This window comes from Rhizobium sp. AG855 (assembly GCF_003610655.1).
GTDB classification, from domain to species: Bacteria; Pseudomonadota; Alphaproteobacteria; order Rhizobiales; family Rhizobiaceae; genus Allorhizobium; species Allorhizobium wuzhouense.
In genome coordinates, this window is record NZ_RAQG01000003.1 from 2,892,094 (window position 1) to 2,909,449 (window position 17,356).

Annotated in this window: 17 protein-coding genes; 7 read left to right on the forward strand and 10 right to left on the reverse strand. The window is 62.0% G+C overall.

Translation table 11 applies throughout. The features are described 5' to 3' along the window. Nucleotides 1-4: 4 nt before the first annotated feature. From DFO46_RS14370 to DFO46_RS14405, 8 genes are all read right to left on the reverse strand, one after another. The gene (locus tag DFO46_RS14370; protein ID WP_110789860.1) at nt 5-883 is read right to left on the reverse strand and encodes a carbohydrate ABC transporter permease; all 879 of its coding nucleotides are present in this window, start codon (nt 881-883) and stop codon (nt 5-7) included. Further along, a complete protein-coding gene (locus DFO46_RS14375) occupies nt 883-1,776 on the reverse strand; it encodes a sugar ABC transporter permease (protein ID WP_120277763.1) in 894 nt (297 codons plus the stop codon). Before DFO46_RS14375 ends, DFO46_RS14370 begins: the two co-directional genes overlap by 1 nt. A 103-nt stretch (nt 1,777-1,879) precedes the next feature. Continuing rightward, nucleotides 1,880-3,133: an ABC transporter substrate-binding protein gene (locus tag DFO46_RS14380; protein ID WP_110789862.1), complete on the reverse strand. Its 1,254-nt coding sequence runs from the start codon at nt 3,131-3,133 to the stop codon at nt 1,880-1,882. Between the two features lie 44 nt (nt 3,134-3,177). After that, the gene (locus DFO46_RS14385; RefSeq protein ID WP_245422618.1) at nt 3,178-4,692 is read right to left on the reverse strand and encodes an aldehyde dehydrogenase family protein; all 1,515 of its coding nucleotides are present in this window, start codon (nt 4,690-4,692) and stop codon (nt 3,178-3,180) included. A gap of 10 nt (nt 4,693-4,702) precedes the next feature. After that, on the reverse strand, nt 4,703-5,470 hold the full coding sequence (locus DFO46_RS14390) for an enoyl-CoA hydratase/isomerase family protein (protein ID WP_120278264.1): 768 nt from the start codon (nt 5,468-5,470) through the stop codon (nt 4,703-4,705). After that, on the reverse strand, nt 5,467-7,038 hold the full coding sequence (locus DFO46_RS14395) for a CoA-transferase (protein WP_120277765.1): 1,572 nt from the start codon (nt 7,036-7,038) through the stop codon (nt 5,467-5,469). The genes DFO46_RS14390 and DFO46_RS14395 overlap by 4 nt, the downstream gene beginning before the upstream one ends. Further along, complete coding sequence (locus DFO46_RS14400) at nt 7,035-8,036, reverse strand: Gfo/Idh/MocA family oxidoreductase (protein WP_120277766.1); 1,002 nt, start codon at nt 8,034-8,036, stop codon at nt 7,035-7,037. Before DFO46_RS14400 ends, DFO46_RS14395 begins: the two co-directional genes overlap by 4 nt. A 183-nt stretch (nt 8,037-8,219) precedes the next feature. Then, a complete protein-coding gene (locus DFO46_RS14405) occupies nt 8,220-8,552 on the reverse strand; it encodes a helix-turn-helix transcriptional regulator (protein WP_183041902.1) in 333 nt (110 codons plus the stop codon). A gap of 302 nt (nt 8,553-8,854) precedes the next feature. Between DFO46_RS14405 and DFO46_RS14410 the strand changes: the two genes are divergently transcribed. From DFO46_RS14410 to DFO46_RS14425, 4 genes are read left to right on the forward strand one after another with little or no spacing between them, the layout of a single operon-like run. Next, nucleotides 8,855-9,682, forward strand: coding sequence for a transporter substrate-binding domain-containing protein (locus DFO46_RS14410; RefSeq protein WP_110789867.1), 828 nt, complete (start codon nt 8,855-8,857; stop codon nt 9,680-9,682). 50 nt (nt 9,683-9,732) lie between these two features. Continuing rightward, complete coding sequence (locus DFO46_RS14415) at nt 9,733-11,013, forward strand: FAD-binding oxidoreductase (protein ID WP_120277767.1); 1,281 nt, start codon at nt 9,733-9,735, stop codon at nt 11,011-11,013. Nucleotides 11,014-11,025: 12 nt separating this feature from the next. Beyond that, nucleotides 11,026-11,997 (forward strand): amino acid ABC transporter permease, encoded by a 972-nt coding sequence (locus tag DFO46_RS14420; protein WP_120277768.1) that lies wholly within the window; start codon nt 11,026-11,028, stop codon nt 11,995-11,997. After that, nucleotides 11,987-12,868 carry a DMT family transporter gene (locus tag DFO46_RS14425; RefSeq protein WP_120277769.1) on the forward strand — a complete coding sequence of 294 codons (882 nt, stop codon included), beginning with the start codon at nt 11,987-11,989 and terminating at the stop codon, nt 12,866-12,868. The genes DFO46_RS14420 and DFO46_RS14425 overlap by 11 nt, the downstream gene beginning before the upstream one ends. 29 nt (nt 12,869-12,897) lie before the next feature. Here the strand turns inward: DFO46_RS14425 and DFO46_RS14430 are convergent, their stop codons facing one another. After that, nucleotides 12,898-13,629, reverse strand: coding sequence for a GntR family transcriptional regulator (locus DFO46_RS14430; RefSeq protein WP_110789871.1), 732 nt, complete (start codon nt 13,627-13,629; stop codon nt 12,898-12,900). A 212-nt stretch (nt 13,630-13,841) separates the two neighbouring features. Between DFO46_RS14430 and DFO46_RS14435 the strand changes: the two genes are divergently transcribed. Next, nucleotides 13,842-14,855 (forward strand): SIS domain-containing protein, encoded by a 1,014-nt coding sequence (locus DFO46_RS14435; RefSeq protein ID WP_120277770.1) that lies wholly within the window; start codon nt 13,842-13,844, stop codon nt 14,853-14,855. A gap of 69 nt (nt 14,856-14,924) precedes the next feature. After that, nucleotides 14,925-15,746: a PfkB family carbohydrate kinase gene (locus DFO46_RS14440; RefSeq protein ID WP_120277771.1), complete on the forward strand. Its 822-nt coding sequence runs from the start codon at nt 14,925-14,927 to the stop codon at nt 15,744-15,746. An 18-nt stretch (nt 15,747-15,764) separates the two neighbouring features. On the opposite strand, the gene DFO46_RS14445 is transcribed toward DFO46_RS14440, so the two are convergent. Then, a complete protein-coding gene (locus DFO46_RS14445) occupies nt 15,765-16,751 on the reverse strand; it encodes a GlxA family transcriptional regulator (RefSeq protein ID WP_120277772.1) in 987 nt (328 codons plus the stop codon). 317 nt (nt 16,752-17,068) lie between these two features. On the opposite strand from DFO46_RS14445, the gene DFO46_RS14450 reads away from it, so the two are divergent. Then, nucleotides 17,069-17,272, forward strand: coding sequence for a hypothetical protein (locus DFO46_RS14450; protein WP_110789875.1), 204 nt, complete (start codon nt 17,069-17,071; stop codon nt 17,270-17,272). Nucleotides 17,273-17,356: the final 84 nt, after the last annotated feature.

The following is a 17,356-nucleotide window of genomic DNA, read 5'->3' on the forward strand; positions in this document are numbered from 1 at the left end:
GATCTTATCCTTTGACTGAACCGGCCATCAATCCGCGCACGAAATAGCGCCCGGCGACGACGTAAACGAGAAGGGTGGGAAGGGCGGCGATGATCGCACCCGCGAAGTGGACGTTGTATTCCTTCACGCCCGTGGAGGACTGAACGAGGTTGTTGAGGGCCGCCGTCATCGGCTGGCTCGTGCCGCCGAAGGAGACGCCGAACAGGAAGTCGTTCCAGATATTGGTGAACTGCCAGATGACGGAGACGACGGTGATCGGGCCGGAGACCGGCAGCAGGATGCGCCAGAAGATGCGGAAGAAGCCGGCGCCGTCGATCTGGGCCGCCTTGACCAGCTCTGTCGGGAAGGTCGCATAGTAGTTGCGATAATAGAGCGTGGTGAAGCCGATACCGTAGACCACATGCACCAGGACCAGTCCGGGAACCGTGCCGGCAAGCCCGAGCTTGCCGAGCACCAGCGCCATCGGGATGAGCACGATCTGGAACGGGATGAAGCAGGAAAACAGCATCAGACCGAAGACGATGGTGTCGCCGCGGAAACGCCATTTGGTGAGCACATAGCCGTTGAGCGCGCCGACAATGGTCGAGATGGCGACTGCCGGCACGACCATCAGGATCGAGTTGAGGAAGTAGGGCTTGAGGCCTGTCGGCGACACGCCGATCTGGGCGGTCGACCAGGCGGAGCGCCAGGCGTCCAGCGTCCAGGTTTGCGGCAACGCCATCATGTTACCGCCGGTGATTTCGGCAAGCGGCTTCAGCGAATTGATGCCCATCACATAGAGCGGCAGCAGATAGAAGAGCGCAAAAAGGAGAAGCACCAGATAGATGAAGGCGCGGGTGACGCGACCGGTGCTGACGGCGGTGTCCTGGCTGACGGCGGACATCAGTTCTTCTCCTTCAGTTCGGCATAGAGATAGGGAACCATGATGGCCGCGATGGTCATCAGCATGATCACAGCGGAGGCGGAGCCGACGCCCATCTGGTTACGGGTAAAGGTGTAGGAATACATGAAGGTCGCCGGCATTTCGGTGGCGCGGCCCGGGCCACCGCCGGTCAGCGCGATGACAAGGTCATAGGACTTGATCGCGAGGTGGCTGAGGATGACGAAAGCGGAAAGGAAGGCCGGGCGCAGCATGGGGATGACGATCCGGCGGTAGAGCTGGAAGCTCGAGGCGCCGTCGATCTGGGCGGCCTTCAGGATCTCGTTGTCGATACCGCGCAGGCCGGCCAGGAACATCGCCATGACAAAGCCGCTGGTCTGCCAGACCGCCGCGATGACAATGGTGTAGACCGCCATGTCATTGTCCTTGATCCAGGTGAAGGAGAAGCTCTCCCAGCCCCAGAGATGCATGATGCGCTCAAGACCAATGCCCGGATCGAGGAACCACTTCCAGGCCGTGCCGGTGACGATGAAGGACAGTGCCATCGGATAGAGATAGATCGGGCGCAGCAGTCCCTCACCCCTGATCTTCTGATCGAGGAAGATTGCCAGCGTCAGGCCAAGCGCCGTGCAGATGACGATGTAGAGGCTTGCAAAGATCGCGATGTTGCTGATCGCGATGTGCCAGTTCTCCTGGGCCCAGAGCCGGCTGTAATTGGTGAAGCCGACAAAGGTGTAGAGCGGCAGCATCTTCGAACCGGTAAAGGACAGGAAGATGGTGAACAGGATGAACCCGTAAACGAACAGCAGAATGACGGCGAAAGACGGTGCCAGCACCACCTTCGGCAGCCAATCCTGAATGCGCGTGCGCAAGTCAGCCCCGGTCGAGCTTGTCATGAGGGTTCTCCTTTACGGAATGGAAAGACCGGCGCCATCTTCCTTGATGCAGATGGCGCCGGAAACCGTAGTCGACGAGGAGCGTCGCCTGCGGTGGGGGAGGTTACTTGGCTGCAGCGACGGCTTCGCCGAGCGCCTTGGCGGCCTCTGCACCATCCTTGAAGCCACCATTGAAGGCCTTGGTCACGACGTCATAGACAGCGTTCTTGACGGCAGCCGGTGCTGCGTGGCCATGGGCCATGGAGCCGAAGAGGGAACCTGCAGAACTTGCCTCGGCCAGATCCTGCATGCCCTTCTTGCCGCAATCATCAAAATCGGTGTTCGGCACGTCGGTGCGAGCCGGAACCGATCCCTTGACGACGTTGAAGGCCGACTGGAACTTCGGGCTTTCGATCGACGAGGCCATGGCCATCTGCGCCTTGATCTTGTCGTCGCCCGAAACGTTGAACATGGCGAACTGGTCGGAGTTGAACGTCACCGAGCCCTGCGTTCCGGGGAAGCGGATGCAGACGAAATCTTCGCCCGGCTTCTTGCCGGCTTTCAGGAATTCGCCCTTGGCCCAGTCGCCCATCATCTGCATGCCGGCCTTGCCCTCGATGACCATGGCCGAGGCCAGGTTCCAGTCGCGACCGGAGAAGTTGTCGTCGGCATAGCTGCGCAGCTTGATCAGACGGTCGAAAGCGTCCGCCATGTCAGGACCGGTGAGCGTCGCCTCGTCGAGGTCGATGAAGGCCTTCTTGTAGAAGTCGTTGCCCTTGGAGAGAACGACGCCATCAAAGACGGTCGCGTCCTGCCAGGGCTGGCCACCATGGGCGAGCGGCGTGATGCCGTTTGCCTTCATCTTGTCGAGAACGGCAACCAGTTCGTCCCAGCTTTCGGGCGCCTTGCCACCGGCTGCATCGAGGGCTGCCTTGTTGATCCAGACCCAGTTGGTCGAGTGAACGTTGACGGGTGCAGCGATCCAGTGGCCGTCATATTTCGAGAATTTCTGCAGTGCTTCCGGAACGACCTTGTCCCAGCCTTCGGCAGTTGCGACTTCGTCGAGATTGCCGAGAGCACCCTGCTCCGCCCAGTCGAGAATGTCGAAGCCGAGCATCTGGACGGCCGTCGGCGGATCGCCTGCGGTGACACGGGCACGCAGCGCGGTCATCGCCGCTTCACCGCCGCCACCGGCGACCGGCATGTCGACCCAGCCGATGCCCTTGGTGCTCAGATCCTCCTTCAGAACGTTCAGGGCTGCGGCTTCACCGCCCGAGGTCCACCAGTGGAGCACCTCGACGTCGGTGGCATGCGAGATGCCGGCGGTGCCCGCCAGCATGGTACCTGTGATCAGCATGGTCTTGAAAAGGCTACGCATGTTATTCCTCCTGTTTGATGCGTTGCTTTCATTCGTTCCGGAAGTCAGTCGCGTACCCAGTTCGGCCTGGTCTTGCCGATGCGCATCACGACGGATTTGATCTCCAGGAATTCATCGAGGCCATAGCGGCCATTCTCGCGGCCCTGGCCGCTCTGCTTGAAGCCGCCAAAGGCGACTTCGGGGAAGCCATCCATCCAGGTGTTGGTCCAGACGGTGCCGGCTTCTGCGCGGCGCGCGAAGGCCAGGCAGGTGTGCATGTTTTCGCTCCAGACGCCGGCGGACAAGCCATAGGATGCGTCGTTGACGAGTGAGATCGCCTCTTCGAGCGTCCTGAAGGTCAGGACCGAGAGCACCGGGCCGAAGACCTCTTCGCGAGCGATCGGCATGTCGGCGGTGACATGGGTCACCACTGTCGGTCCAAAGAACTCGCCAGGCAGTCCTGGGTGGCGCACGGCTTCACCGCCGAGGGCGAGCTTTGCGCCTGCGGCCACCGCATCGCGCACATAGGCCGCGATCTTCTGCTGATGCGCCTCAGAGATGATCGCACCGACCTGGGTCTCGGGATTGAGCGGATCGCCGAAGGCGACCTTGCGGGAGAGCGCCACGACCTTGTCGACCAGGGCTTCCGCGATGTCTTCATGCACGATGATGCGGCTGCCAGAATTGCAGCATTCGCCGGCGTTGAAATAGACACCGAAGGTGATGGCGTCGGCCGCCGCATCGAGGTCTGCATCCGGGAAGACGACCTGCGGGTTCTTGCCACCCAGTTCGAGCGCCACCTTCTTCAGCGTCTTGGACGCTGCCGCGCTGATCGCCTTGCCGACGGCGGTGGAGCCGGTGAAGCTCACCATGTCGACTTGCGGATGCTCCGCCATCAGCGCACCGACCGGCTGTCCGAAACCGAGCACGATATTGACCACACCTGATGGCAATCCCGCCTCGATCAGCAGTTCTCCGAGCATCACCGTGGTCGACGGCGTCATTTCCGAGGGCTTGATGACGCAGGTGCAGCCGGCTGCGAGCGCGAAGGGAAGTTTCTGGCTGAGGATCCAGAAAGGGAAATTCCAGGGCGTGATGATCGAGACGACACCGATCGGCTCCTTCAGCACGACGGCGAGCATGTCTTCGCCCAGCGAATTGTGACTGTCGCCATGCAGCGTGCGGGCAAGGGCTGCCGCATAACGCCAGAGATCGGCGGCGCCGGCGACTTCGCCGCGTGCCTGGGAGATCGGCTTGCCGCTTTCGAGCGTTTCGAGAAGCGCCATGCGTTCGACATTGGCCTCGATGAGATCAGCGACCTTGAGCAGGAACGTCGAGCGCTCCTTGCCGGTTGCGCGGCTCCATGTGCCCAGGTCGAAGGCCCGCCGGGCGGCGGTAATCGCAGCTTCCGTCTCCGCCACGCCCCCGCGTGCGCAACGACTGACGACGATGCCGTGCGAAGGGGATATCCGGTCAAAGGTCGCACCATCGGCACTGCCCTGCCACGTCCCATTGATCAGGTGGCGGCCTTCGAAGGGGACCTTTGGCAGCGGATGGGCGACGGCAGCGGTCATGGTCATGTCGTTCATGTCATTCTCCCGAAAATGCGGGTTTGCGTTTCGCCCTGAAGGCGGCGACACCTTCGTCGCGATCGGCGCTGGCAGCAATTGCAGAGCTTCCAAGCGCCTCGATCATCGCATCGCGATCCTCGCCCCGTCCCGCATGGATCATGAATTTGGAAACTTCGACGGCGCGCGGAGACAGGCCGAGAACGGCCTGGGCGATGCTCCGAGCAGCCTCCTCCGGCGTTGCCGAAACCTCGGCCACGAAGCCGAAAGCATGAGCGCGCTCGGCGGAAATCCGGCGCCCGAACAGCGCCATCTCTTTCACGATCGGCTCCGGTAGCAGCCGCGCCAGACGTTGCGTGCCCGACCATCCCGGCACGATGCCGACATGGGCTTCCGGAAGGGCGATCGTGGCGGATGGTGCCATGACCCTGATATCGCAGGCAGCGGCAAGCTCCAGGCCGCCACCGAAGGCATGGCCTGCCATCGCGGCAATCACGGGCTTCGACAGGCGTGCGAGACGATCGAAGATGCGGTGGCCGTCGCGCACCCAATGGCGGGCGAATTCGGCGGGCGTCAGATCACCCCAGGCGTTGATGTCGGCCCCGGCGCAGAAGGCACGTTCGCCTTCGGCCGTGACGATGACGCAGCGCACATCCTGCAGGCGGTCCAGTCGGTCGAGATGGCTGGAAAGTTGCTGCAGCATCTCGACTGTGAAGGCATTGAGTTTCGCCAGGTTGTCCAGTCGGATCTCGGCTATGCCATCGGCGATATGGAGGTGAACGGCACTCATGGCGCCCACCCCATCGGATCCTTCGACAGAAGCGAGGTCGAAATGACCCGCGCATTCTCCGCCACCCTCACCCGACCCTGCGATGCCGCAACGATATCCCGTTCTGGCTCTATGCCCGGCATGATCTCGGTCGCGACGAGACCGCTCTCCGTCAGCCGCATCACGCAGCGTTCGGTGATGTAGAGCACGTCCTGCCCCTGTTCGCGGGCTCTTTTGCCGGAGAAGGTGACGTGCTCGACCTTGTCCACCATCTTCGTAAACTTGCCAGGGCTGCGGACGTGAATGCCGTTTTCCGTCAGGTCTACAACGGCGCCCGCCTCGAACCAGCCGGAGAAGACGATCTTCTTTGCGTGCGCCGTGATATCGACGAAGCCACCGCAGCCAGCGGTCAGATAGGGCTTCTTGCCGAGCTTCGACACATTGACATTGCCCTCGACGTCCACCTCGAGGAAGGACAGGAAGGAGACGTCGAAGCCGCCGCCCTGGAAATAGATGAACTGCTGCGGCGACGGCACGAAAGCGTCGGCATTCGAGGCACAGCCGAAGGCGAAATCGGTAAGCGGCATGCCACCAACGGCGCCCTGCTCAATCGCCCAGGTGACGGCCTCGGGATGCCCCTCCTCCAGCAGGATGCGCGGCACCTGCGCGCTGATGCCGAAGCCGAGATTGGCGGTCATGCCGGCCTTCAGCTCAAGGGCTGCGCGTCGAGCGATGACCTTTTCGACGCCATGTTCGGCCAGCTTGAAGCTTGACCAGGGCCGCATGATCTGGCCGGAGATCGCCGGATCATAGGGCGTCTCGCAGGTCTGCTTCTGCTCGGGATCAAGGACAACGAGGTCGACGAGATGACCGGGTACCCGCACATCATGCGGACGAAGACTGCCTGATGCCGTCATGCGGCTGACCTGGGCGATGACGAGGCCGCTATTGTTGCGCGCCGCAATCGCCTGTTCGAGCCCCCCGAGATAGGCGCCCTCATGTTCATAGGTGAGGTTGCCGCGCTCATCGGCTGTCGTGGCCCTGAGGATGCAGACATCCGGATAGATGTTGGGAAAGTGCAGCCAGGTTTCGCCCGCAAATTCGACTCGGCTGACGATCGGATGCGCGGACGCGCGCTCATTCATTGCACAGCCTTCGCGAAGCGGATCGACGAAGGTGTCGAGACCGATGCGCGTCAGCACGCCGGGACGTCGGGCAGCCGCTTCGCGGTGCATGTCGAACATGATGCCAGAGGGCACATTGTAAGCCTCGACCCTGTCCTCGACGACCATTTTCCAGATCTCGGGCATCGGCAGGCTGGATGGGCCGGACGGATAGGAGCCGGCGAGCACGCGGCGGATCAATCCGTCTTTGGCGATATGGTCGATGCCCTTGACACCATACATGTCACCGGCAGCGATCGGATGCAGCATGGTAAGATTGCGCGGATGCCCATCGGCGTCGAAGCGCTTGCCGAGTGCGGCCAGGACGAAATCCGGGCAGCCGAGCGCCGAGGACGACGACACGGTCACGACGGCGCCATCCGGAATGCGCGAGACGGCCTCGGCGGGGGTGACGAGCTTGCTCAATGGAGATCTCCATAATTGACGTCGACCCGAACGCCTTTCCTTGCGGCATCCCGAACGGCCAGCGCGACGGCCAGCGACTTCACCCCATCGACACCGGTTGCGGCCGGCTCCCCATCGCCGGCAACTGCCGCATGGAAACGGCGCACGCTCTCCCGATAGAGGTCATGATTGTCGAAACCGATTGCCTCGCGTCCCGCCGCCGTCACCAGCTCGATTGAGCCGATCGGGTTCTGCGTCATGACGTCCTTCGCAAAAATCGATCCTTCGGTGCCATGCACCTCAAGCCCCGAACCGGCAAAGGGATGGGTAAAACTCTCGTGGCTCATCACCATCGCACCCGATGGCATCGTCCAGACGGACATGGCCGAATCCTCGACACCATCGCCGAGGCCCGAACTTGCCATCTGCGCGACAACGGAGACCGGGTCTTCGCCGAGCAGGAAGCGGGCGACATCGGCATCGTGAACGGTGATATCGGGAATGACGCCACCGCCGGCATCGGGCGAATTGATCCGCCAACCCTGCAGATGCGGCGGCAGGAAGACGGCATGGTGCAGGCGCAGCGACAGCACGCGGCCGATCCGGCCGGAGGTGATCAGCGCGCGAACAGCGCGATGGCTTCCAGAGCAACGCAAATGGTGGTTGGTGGCGAAGACGAGCCCCGCCTCTTTCGCGGCGCGGACCATGGCGGTCGCATCATCCAGCGTCAGCGCCAGCGGCTTTTCGCACAGCACATGCTTTCCGGCCTTCACGGCGGCGAGCGCTTGAGGCAGGTGCTTTTCATTGGTGGTCGAAATGTAGACGGCATCGACGTCGCTGTCCGCCAGAAGCTCCTGCAGGTCGGCGCCGGATTTCGGGATCTTGTGTTCAGCCGCGAAGTCGCGGGCGCGCTCAGCCGATGAACTCAGGACGCGAACGATGTCGCCCCGCTCCGCGCGGATCGCACCGATCATGTACTGACGAGCAATCGTACTGGCTCCGATCAGGGCCCAACGCATCCGTGCCTCCTCCAGACATTCCTAAAATTGGATCGTTCCAATTCATATGGAACGATCCAAATTCGGAGTCAACAAATTTTTTCGAGAATGGATGAACGCAGTGAGGTTCTTTCACGCAAGGGGAAGGATGGGGCTAGCGATGCCGGACCGCAGACGTCACCGAGGTGCGAGGGGCGATCACCGTCAGCCGCCCGCCCCGAAGGGCCCGTCCTTGGCCATTTCCGGATATTGGATGGTTTCGCGTGCATCGGTGTCGGGAGAAGTGGATGCGGCAGCGGAGAGGCGGACGCCCACACCGCCCGCGGCGCTCGTCACCCGCTCATCGATGAAGGTTATTCCACGCTCTTCTAGCACGGCCCGGAGAGCGTCGACCTCGCTTCGACCGTTCTGGAGTTCGCCAGAGACGGATTCGAGCGTCTCAACCGTTGAAACGGACACCCCTGCCTGCTCGGCAAGTTCGCCCTGCCCCATCCCCAGAAGCGCGCGGGCGGCTGCAATCTGTTTTCCGGTGAACAAAGGCAAGTCCTTTCGGCCCGGTCGATGCGCGGATGGCCATCGATCCCGCCACTCTACCTAGAAGCCCCTGCCAGCCGATCAAGGCCTCGGCCCCGGCGAAACGCTCGGGGAAATCCCGCGGGTTGTCTGACCAAGAGTGCCCCGGCCCCGCCATCACGAAAGACGATGACTGGATCAGCTTTTTTCATACAGGCGTAACGGCCTTAAAGATTGACAGTTTCGGATTCATGGCTTCAACTGCAATTGTCAGACATCTTACATATATGGGGAACACCGTCTGTTCGCTTCACAGGAGGAATGCCATGAAGAAATTCATCACCGGCCTCGCCCTCGGGGCCGCCGTTCTTGCGATGACGACCGCAGCACATGCAGGCACCACGCTCGACCGCGTCATGCAAAAGAAAGCCATGGTCGTCGCCACCAACAGCGGCTGGCCGCCGCAGAGCTATCTCGATGACAACAACGAGATGGTCGGCTTCGACATCGACGTGTCGAAAGAGATCGCCAAACGGCTTGGCGTCGAGGTGAGCTTCGAAACGCCGGAATGGGCGACGCTGACGGGCGGCCGCTGGCAGGGCCGCTACGATCTCGGCGTCGGTTCGGTCACCCCCACCAAGGCCCGTGCGCAGGTCATCGATTTCGTCGGCATCTACTACTTCAGCCCTTACGTCTACGTCCTGCACAAGGACAGCACGGCCAAAACGGTCGAGGACCTCAACGGCAAGGTGATCGGCGTGGAGACCGCGACGACATCGGAAGACTTCATCAATCGCAAGCTTGAGATCGATGCCCCCGGCCTGCCACCGATCGAATACAAGCTCGAGCCCGGCGAAGTGCGCACCTTCGCCGATTCCATGCTGCCCTTCGACGATCTCCGTCTCGGTGACGGCGTTCGCCTCGATGCGGTGATCGCGCCGGAGCAGACCGCGCTCAACGCGATCAAGAACGGCTACCCGTTGCGCATCCTGGAAGGTGAATATGCCTTCCGCGAACCGCTCGTGGTGATCGCCGAGAAGGTCGATCCGGAATGGACCGCCAAGGTGGGCGGGATCATCGAAGACATGAAGAAAGACGGCACTTTGTCTGCCCTGACCACGAAGTGGTACGGCAAGGATTATAGCGCCAACTGATCCGAAGGGCGTGGAGACCCGGTCTCCGCGCCCCAACCACCCGGTGCCTCATGAATTATCCCGATACCTATTATTCCCGCACGATCGTCGACCGAACAGAGCGGCCAGCACTTTCAGGCCCTGTCGAGTGCGACACGGTCGTGATCGGCGGTGGTCTCGCCGGCCTCACGACAGCTCTGCAACTGGCCCGTGGCGGGCAGAAGGTCGTCGTGCTCGAGGCGCAGTCGATCGGCTTCGGCGCATCCGGCCGCAATGGCGGCTTCGTCAGCGCGGGCTATGCGACGGACGTGGAGCACATCGCGCGGATCGGTGGCGCCGAGCGCGCGCATCAACTCTACCTGATGTCGATCGAAGGCGCCGAGTTCGTCCGGGAGACCATTGCGGCCCTCGGCATCGCGGGTGCGGACCCGATCGACGGCGTCACGAGCGTCATGCGCTACGACGATGGGGCCGGCCTTAAGGCCTATGCGGCCGAGGCTCGCAAGAAATACGGCCAGGAACTCACCTATCTCGATACAGCCAGCGTCAGGCAGTCGCTGAAATCGACGCGCTACTTCCATGGCGTTCGCGATGGCAAGGCGTTTCACATCCACCCGCTCAACTACCTACGCGGCATCGCAGCCGAGATTGAACGGCTGGGCGGCGTGATCTGCGAGAATTCTCGAGCGCTGTCCACAGATCTTGCTGGCGCCAAAAAGCAGGTGCGCACAGAAAGTGGAGCGGTCACCGCGCGAAGCGTGGTCTTCTCGACCGGCGGATATACGGATCACCTGAACCCGCAGCTAAGACGGGCCATGCTGCCGATCGCGACCTATGTCATGGTCAGCGAAGAGGCGCCGGACCTGATCGCCTCCGCGATCACCACCCGTGACGGCATTGGCGACAACCGCCGGGCCGGCGACTACTATCGCCTGGTCGACGATGGCAGGCGGCTTCTCTGGGGCGGCCGGATCACCACGCGGGCGGCTTCTACCGCCGGCCTCGTCCAGGAACTGCGACGCGAGATGACCGGCACCTATCCGCAACTGCGGGACCTGAAGACGGAGCTCGCCTGGTCCGGGCTCATGGCCTATGCCCGCCATCTCATGCCCCAGATCGGCGAGATGCAGCCCGGCGTCTGGCATTGCACGGCTTTCGGCGGCCATGGCCTGAATACAACGGCAATCGGCGGCAAGGTGGTGGCGGAGGCGATCCTCAAGCAGAGCGACCGCCACACGCTCTTTGCCCCCTTCGGATTGGCCTGGGCAGGCGGGATCGCCGGGCTCACTGTCGCACAACTGACCTATTGGAAGCTGCAGGCACAGGACTGGTGGCGCGAGCGGGCGGCCTGAAAGGAATAGAGAATGATCGGTCGTCTGATTTTAAGCTACCCCGAGGCCTCGCGCCGGATCGGCGGGTTGCTGATCCTGCTCGTGATTGCTGTGGCGCTCTACAGCCTCGGGATCAGTGGTGCCTGGATTGGCAGGCTCGTCCCCCCGGCAGAGACCTATCTCGTCGACTACCCGTCCGCAGGTCGGGCGATGTCTGCGGCCTTGATCGCCATCATCATGGCCATCAACTGGAAGCTTCTGCACCTGTTCAACAGGCGCTATCAGATCATTGCGGTCTGGCTCGAGCTCTTCGGGCTGCTGATGGTCTTCTTCTATTCCTTCGATCTCTCCTTCGCCTTCATCGCCAAGAAGATCGGCTTTCTGATCACCCAGGGCGTGACCACCACGCTGTTCATCTCGGCGATCTCGATCGTGATCGCCACCGCGATTGCGCTTGCCGGCGCCATCGCCAAACTCTCGCGCAATGGAGTGATCTACGGGCTTGCGACCTTCTACACCTCGCTCTTCCGCGGGCTTCCCCTGCTGATGCAGATCTACATCATCTATCTCGGTCTGCCCCAGGTGGGTTATGTCATCGGGGCCATCCCCGCCGGCATCCTTGCCCTGTCGCTGTGTTACGGTGCCTACATGACGGAGATCTTCCGGGCTGGCATCGAGAGCATCTCGCGGGGACAGACGGAAGGCGCCACGGCACTCGGCCTTTCCCCGAGCCAGACCATGGGCCTCGTGATCCTGCCGCAGGCAATGCGGGTGATCATCCCGCCGACGGGCAACCAGTTCATTGCGATGCTGAAGGACTCGTCCCTCGTGTCGGTCGTCGGCGTCTGGGAAATCATGTATCTCGCCCGCACGCAGGGACAGACCGAGTTCCGCCACATCGAGATGCTGATCACCGCGTCGATGATCTACTGGCTTCTGTCGATCGGGCTCGAATTCATGCAGTCGCGCATCGAGGAACGCTTTGGGCGGTTCAATGTCCGCTGACGTCAGATTGGACGCCGGTGCGTCACGGTCCCTGGACAACCGGCGCGGCGTGGTGCTGACGCTTTTGGCCTTCGCCGTCTTCTCAGGAACCGATGCGATCGTGAAACTGACTGCGGTGCGCTTGCCTGCACCGCAGATCACGCTTCTCGTCACCCTGGCCGCCTTCGTCGTCCTGTGCGGCTATGCGGCGGTAACGGGCCATATGCGACGGCTCATCCCCCGCCAGCCGGCGGTTGCATTTCTGCGGGCCCTGCTGCTTGCCGGCGACACGCTGTTGATCCACTACGCCTTCGCGCTGCTGCCCCTCTCGGAAGCCTATCTTCTGGCGTTTCTCACGCCCATCCTGGTGGCGGTGATGTCATGGCCACTGCTGGGGGAGAGGCTGTCACTCACCGGCTGGGCGGGTGTGCTCCTCGGCTTTGTTGGCGTGGCGGTGGCTCTGAAACCCGGAACCGCGGGCGTCAATCTGGGCCACCTCGCCGCGCTCGGTTCGGCCGTATTCTTTGCGCTCTCGCTCATCCTGTTGCGCCGGACAAAGGTCGAGGAAAATGACGAGGCCCTGCTGTCGACCTTGTTCGTGGTACTGATCCCCCTCGCACTCGGCGTCGCCCTGGCGCATGACGGCCTTTTGCCCTTGCGGCCGTTCGAAGCCGTGCTGGTGGTGGCGGGCGGCATCCTGCTTCTTGCCGGCCATGGGCTGCTGATCCGCGCATTCCGGATCGCGGAAGCCTCGTTCATCGCCCCGTTCCAATACAGTCAGATCATCTGGGGCTGCCTTTATGGAGCGCTTCTGTTCTCAGCGCCGATCGAGTTCCACACCCTGGCGGGCGCGGCCATCATCATCGTCTCCGGCTGGCTGGTGCTCAAATAAAGCGCCAACAATGGCGCTTTCCCCAGCTCTCACTTCCTGACCAGACTGAATGTGAAATGGCTGCCGCGATGATAGTCGAGCGCATAGTTGACCGGTTTGCCCGCGACATCGAAACAGGTCTCGGCAATCAGCAGCGCCGGCCCGAAATCGCGGAGATCATGTCGTTCCACGACATCTGAGGGCAACAGGACGGAGGAGACGGTCGCCGCGGACATGCGGGGCCGATGACGGTATTGCTCCAGCAGGTTGAGCAATGACCCGCTCCAGTCGATATCATAAACCTTGGCCGGAATGATCGCGCGCGGGATGTAGTCGATGCAGTAGAGGATCGGCTCTTCGTCATGCAGGCGCAGTCGTTCGATCCGGATGACGCGTGCCTTGTCTTCGAGCGCGAGTTTTTCCGCCACCGTCGCGGGTGCGTCTTCCTCGCTGATCGAGAGAACCTTGTTCACCGGCTTGTAGCCATAGTGCCGCGCCATGTCGGTGACGCTCTCGAAGACGGTGATCGGTCTGTCGACCTGGACGGCCGACATGGCAGAGATGAAGCGCCCGCGCCCGTGCTCCACGTAAATGATGTCATCCTGCTCAAGGAGCTTCAAAGCCTCGCGAAGAGCCGGACGGGAAATGCGGAACCGCTGCGTCAACTGCGCCTCGGTCGGCAGCTTGTCACCGGGCTTGAGCCCCTCCGCGCGAATGAGCTCTGCTATCCGGTCCCGAAGCTGGATCGCCAGGGTTCTGGAATCACGGATGGGATCTTCCACGGTTACCTCGCAGTTTGTCTCCACCCGTTCTTGTCTGACAAAGGTCGGAAGGTCAAGCACGGGGCGAGACCGTTGCCTCTGCGACGATCCCGCGCAAAAATGCCGGGCATACGCATGCTTCCTTCTCTTGACGACGCCTGGCAATGATGTCAGTTGTCTTACAACATTGTCTTGTTTGACCTGTGCCGCACCGCGACGGATTGGAGAACCGAATGCTGAATTTCGACGAAGAACGCTTCCTCAAGATCCAGGCTGGCGCAGTCGCCTTGCGCCAGCGTCTCGACGACGTCATATCGGAGTGCCTTTCAGCGGGCGCCGAGAACATCTACTTTCTTGGAACCGGCGGCGCGGCGATCCTGATGCAGCCGGCGGCCCAGTTGCTGCAACGCCGCTCCCGCTTCCCTGCCTTCATCGACATGCCGGCAGAGCTGATCCTTGCAGGCTCGGCGAACCTGACGCCCAAGTCCATCGTCGTCATGCCGTCGCTTTCCGGCACGACCAAGGAGAGTGTCGCCTTGCTCGCGCGTCTGAAGGAGATCGGCGCGACCGTGATCACGCTGGTCGGCCACGCGGATACGCCGCTCGGTCAAGGTGGCGACCATGTCTTCGTCAATTTCGCAGAAGACGATACGTCCTGCGAATCCTTCTATCTGCAATCCCTGTTCATTGCCCTTTCGGTCATGCGCCACCGGGGCGAGATCTCCAACTATGGGGAGATCGCGGGCGAACTGGAGCGGCTTCCGTCACTGCTGCTTGAGGTGAAACGCGCCTTTGAACCGAAAGCGGAAGCATTTGCCCGGAAGCTTGCGGCGGCCGACTATCACATCATCACCGGCGCTGGAAACGTCTGGCCGGAAGCCTTCTATTACGGGATGTGCATCCTGGAAGAGATGCAGTGGATCCGCACCCGTCCTGTGCACGCCTCCGATTTCTTTCACGGCACGCTCGAACTGATCGACAAGGGCGTGAGCCTCATCCTGTTCAAGGGTGAGGACGAGCTGCGGCCTTTGGCAGAACGGGTGGAAAACTTCGCTCCGGCTTACACCGAGGCGATGACGGTGCTTGATACGGCGGAGTTCGACCTGCCCGGCATCTCGCCCAACGTCCGCGCGTTGATTTCGCCGGTTCTGCTGGCCACCGTGCTCGAGCGGATCAGCGCGCACCTGGAGGTGATGCGCAATCATCCGCTTACCACGCGCCGCTACTACAAACGCGTTGCCTATTGAGGCTGACGAGGCATCAAGGATCGCGCGGCTTGTCTTGCGCGATCCCGTTGCGCACGGCAAGAAGGGGGAATGACCATGCTCAGATTTGCCGCTGTCGGCGACAATTGCATCGACCGCTTCCGCCCCTCGGGCCTGTCCTTGATTGGCGGCAATGCAGTCAACGTGGCCGTGCAACTGGCACGCCTGGGTCATGAAGCCCACTATTTCGGCGCCGTCGGCGACGACGCGGACGGTCGCCGCACACTCGACGAACTGGCCTCTCATGGCGTGCATGTCGACAACGTCCAGCGCCAACCCGGGCAAACGGCCTTCACCGAAATCGACATCCTTCCCTCCGGCGAACGGGTTTTCGCCTACGAGGATTTCGGCGCCTGCGCCGGTTACCGGCCAACTGCGGCACAAATCGAAACGCTGAAGACCATGGACCACGTACATATCGGGTGGATGGACGATCAAGGGGCGCTGCGCGAAACACTTTGCGATGCAGGCGTGAGCGTGTCGCAGGATATCTCTGTCAATGCGGACGCGCGAAATCTTGCCGTTTCAGGCCTCTCCATCGCCTTCGGCTCGGCCGGCGAAGACGCGACCGTGGCTGACGCCATGTTGCGACGGTTGATCCTGGAAGGCGCCGGTCTGGCGGTCGTCACGCGCGGCGCGAAAGGGGCCTCCGTCAGCGATGGCGTCCGCACTGTGACGGCAGGCACCGAGCCCGTGGATGTCGTCGATACCACGGGTGCCGGCGACAGTTTCATCGCCGGGTTTCTTTCGGCCCGCATCGCAGGCTCCGACTGGAATATATGCCTGGAGAGCGGTCGCAGGCTCGCCGCCCAAACCTGTGGCCATCTGGGCGGGTTCCCGCAGCACCACCTCGTCCAACACGCCAGCGATTGAACGCAAGCAGTTTGCCGATCAAGCCGGAACAGGGTTGCGCATCTGTCCGGGTGTCTTGCCGTGAATGCTCTTGAAGACCCGGTTGAAATGGGAGGTGTTCTCGAAGCCGACCTGCAGGGCGATGTCGATCAGCGAGGCATCCGTCTGGGCAACCAGCATCTTCGCACGCTCCATACGCAGCCGCATATAGACCTTGGCGGGGGATGCCTTCAGTTCCTGGGCAAACAGCCGTTCGAGCTGCCGCCGCGACAGGCCAACCGAGCGGGCGAGCTGATCGATGCTGAGTTCGCTTTCAAGCGTTTGCTCCATCAGGATCAGCACGGCCTTGATGCGCGGATCCTCGCATTCGATGGTGAGAGGCCGGCGCACCTGGATATCCCGGTTCGACCGCGCGCGTTCGATCTGCAAAACCTCCAATGCATTTCGCTCCGCGTCGTGGCCGAGATATTGGCGGACGATGAAAGCCGCGAGATCGGCCGAGCTGCTGCCACCGGCACAGGAACCGCGCCGCCGGTCGAGGTTGAAAAGCCGGTCCGAGCGAACATCGAGATCCGGGAAACGTTCGCGGAAGGCCTGATAGTGCAGCCAGCTGACGCAGCTCTGATGACCCTTCATCAGGCCGGCTTCCGCCAAGATGAAGGTGCCGGTACACAGCCCGATCAGCGGCACTTTCTGAGCGTCGGCGCGCTTGAGGAACTGCACCGTGTCCGCATCGACCGCAGCGTGCTGACCGAGCAGGCCGCCGACCACGACGATATAGTCGAAACGGCCCGGATCGACGAAATCACTGGTGGGAGCAACCTGAACGCCGCAGCTGGAGGTGATCAGATGACGTGTGCTGCCCAGCACCTGCCAATCGGCATTGACCCGGCCGGAGCGATCGAACTCGTCGCTGGCGAGCCGGATGGTGTCGATGAACAGGGCGAATGCCGACAACGTGAAGGCGCGCGACAGCACGAAGGCGATCTTCAGCTGTGGTTTGGTGGTGCGCTGCGCCATACCCATGGGTTTACAAGATCCCGGCCTGTTCTGTTCGTCCCGTCTTAGCTGATCCGAGCGTTCGATCCTAGGTGAGCCCGCGTCCCGTCTTTGAGTTTCTTTCCGTCATGTACAGGTGGCCGACCGTATTGCCGGCCGATGGCGACACCTTGCTCCGCAGACCTTGAAATTTACGATCCAGGCCCCATATCTGAGAGTAGTTACCGAGATGAAACGGGCCGTTTCGAGGCGACGACCTTGACCATCTGCCCGGACCGACACGTGTCGACGTCTTTTTCCCGATCCTGCTTCCGGATCTTACTCCAGCACCGCGAGGAATTATCATGTCGATCCACCGATTTACCGTCGGCCAAGCCGTCCGTCTGACCAATCTTGCAGTCCTGTCGCCCAAGGCGGCATCGACCTACACCGTCCAGGCTCCCCTGCCCGCACGCGACAACAGCCCGCAATATCGCCTCTACAACGAGGAGTTCAAACAGGGACGTGTCGCGATGGAACGGGATCTGGAGCCTGTGTTGCTCGCCTGACGCTCACGACCTGCACACCATAAGAAAACACCGGCCGGGAGACCTCGGCCGGTGTTTTTGTTTGCGGACGAGACGCTGAACGCG

Excerpts from the sequence above, each read along its gene's own strand:
- DFO46_RS14380 (WP_110789862.1), bottom strand. The coding sequence starts at position 3,133 with ATGCGTAGCCTTTTCAAGACCATGCTGATCACAGGTACCATGCTGGCG.
- DFO46_RS14435 (WP_120277770.1), top strand. The coding sequence starts at position 13,842 with ATGCTGAATTTCGACGAAGAACGCTTCCTCAAGATCCAGGCTGGCGCA.
- DFO46_RS14375 (WP_120277763.1), bottom strand. The coding sequence starts at position 1,776 with ATGACAAGCTCGACCGGGGCTGACTTGCGCACGCGCATTCAGGATTGG.
- DFO46_RS14410 (WP_110789867.1), top strand. The coding sequence starts at position 8,855 with ATGAAGAAATTCATCACCGGCCTCGCCCTCGGGGCCGCCGTTCTTGCG.
- DFO46_RS14400 (WP_120277766.1), bottom strand. The coding sequence starts at position 8,036 with ATGCGTTGGGCCCTGATCGGAGCCAGTACGATTGCTCGTCAGTACATG.
- DFO46_RS14420 (WP_120277768.1), top strand. The coding sequence starts at position 11,026 with ATGATCGGTCGTCTGATTTTAAGCTACCCCGAGGCCTCGCGCCGGATC.
- DFO46_RS14385 (WP_245422618.1), bottom strand. The coding sequence starts at position 4,692 with ATGACCATGACCGCTGCCGTCGCCCATCCGCTGCCAAAGGTCCCCTTC.
- DFO46_RS14450 (WP_110789875.1), top strand. The coding sequence starts at position 17,069 with ATGTCGATCCACCGATTTACCGTCGGCCAAGCCGTCCGTCTGACCAAT.
- DFO46_RS14440 (WP_120277771.1), top strand. The coding sequence starts at position 14,925 with ATGACCATGCTCAGATTTGCCGCTGTCGGCGACAATTGCATCGACCGC.
- DFO46_RS14370 (WP_110789860.1), bottom strand. The coding sequence starts at position 883 with ATGTCCGCCGTCAGCCAGGACACCGCCGTCAGCACCGGTCGCGTCACC.
- DFO46_RS14445 (WP_120277772.1), bottom strand. The coding sequence starts at position 16,751 with ATGGGTATGGCGCAGCGCACCACCAAACCACAGCTGAAGATCGCCTTC.
- DFO46_RS14425 (WP_120277769.1), top strand. The coding sequence starts at position 11,987 with ATGTCCGCTGACGTCAGATTGGACGCCGGTGCGTCACGGTCCCTGGAC.
- DFO46_RS14415 (WP_120277767.1), top strand. The coding sequence starts at position 9,733 with ATGAATTATCCCGATACCTATTATTCCCGCACGATCGTCGACCGAACA.
- DFO46_RS14390 (WP_120278264.1), bottom strand. The coding sequence starts at position 5,470 with ATGAGTGCCGTTCACCTCCATATCGCCGATGGCATAGCCGAGATCCGA.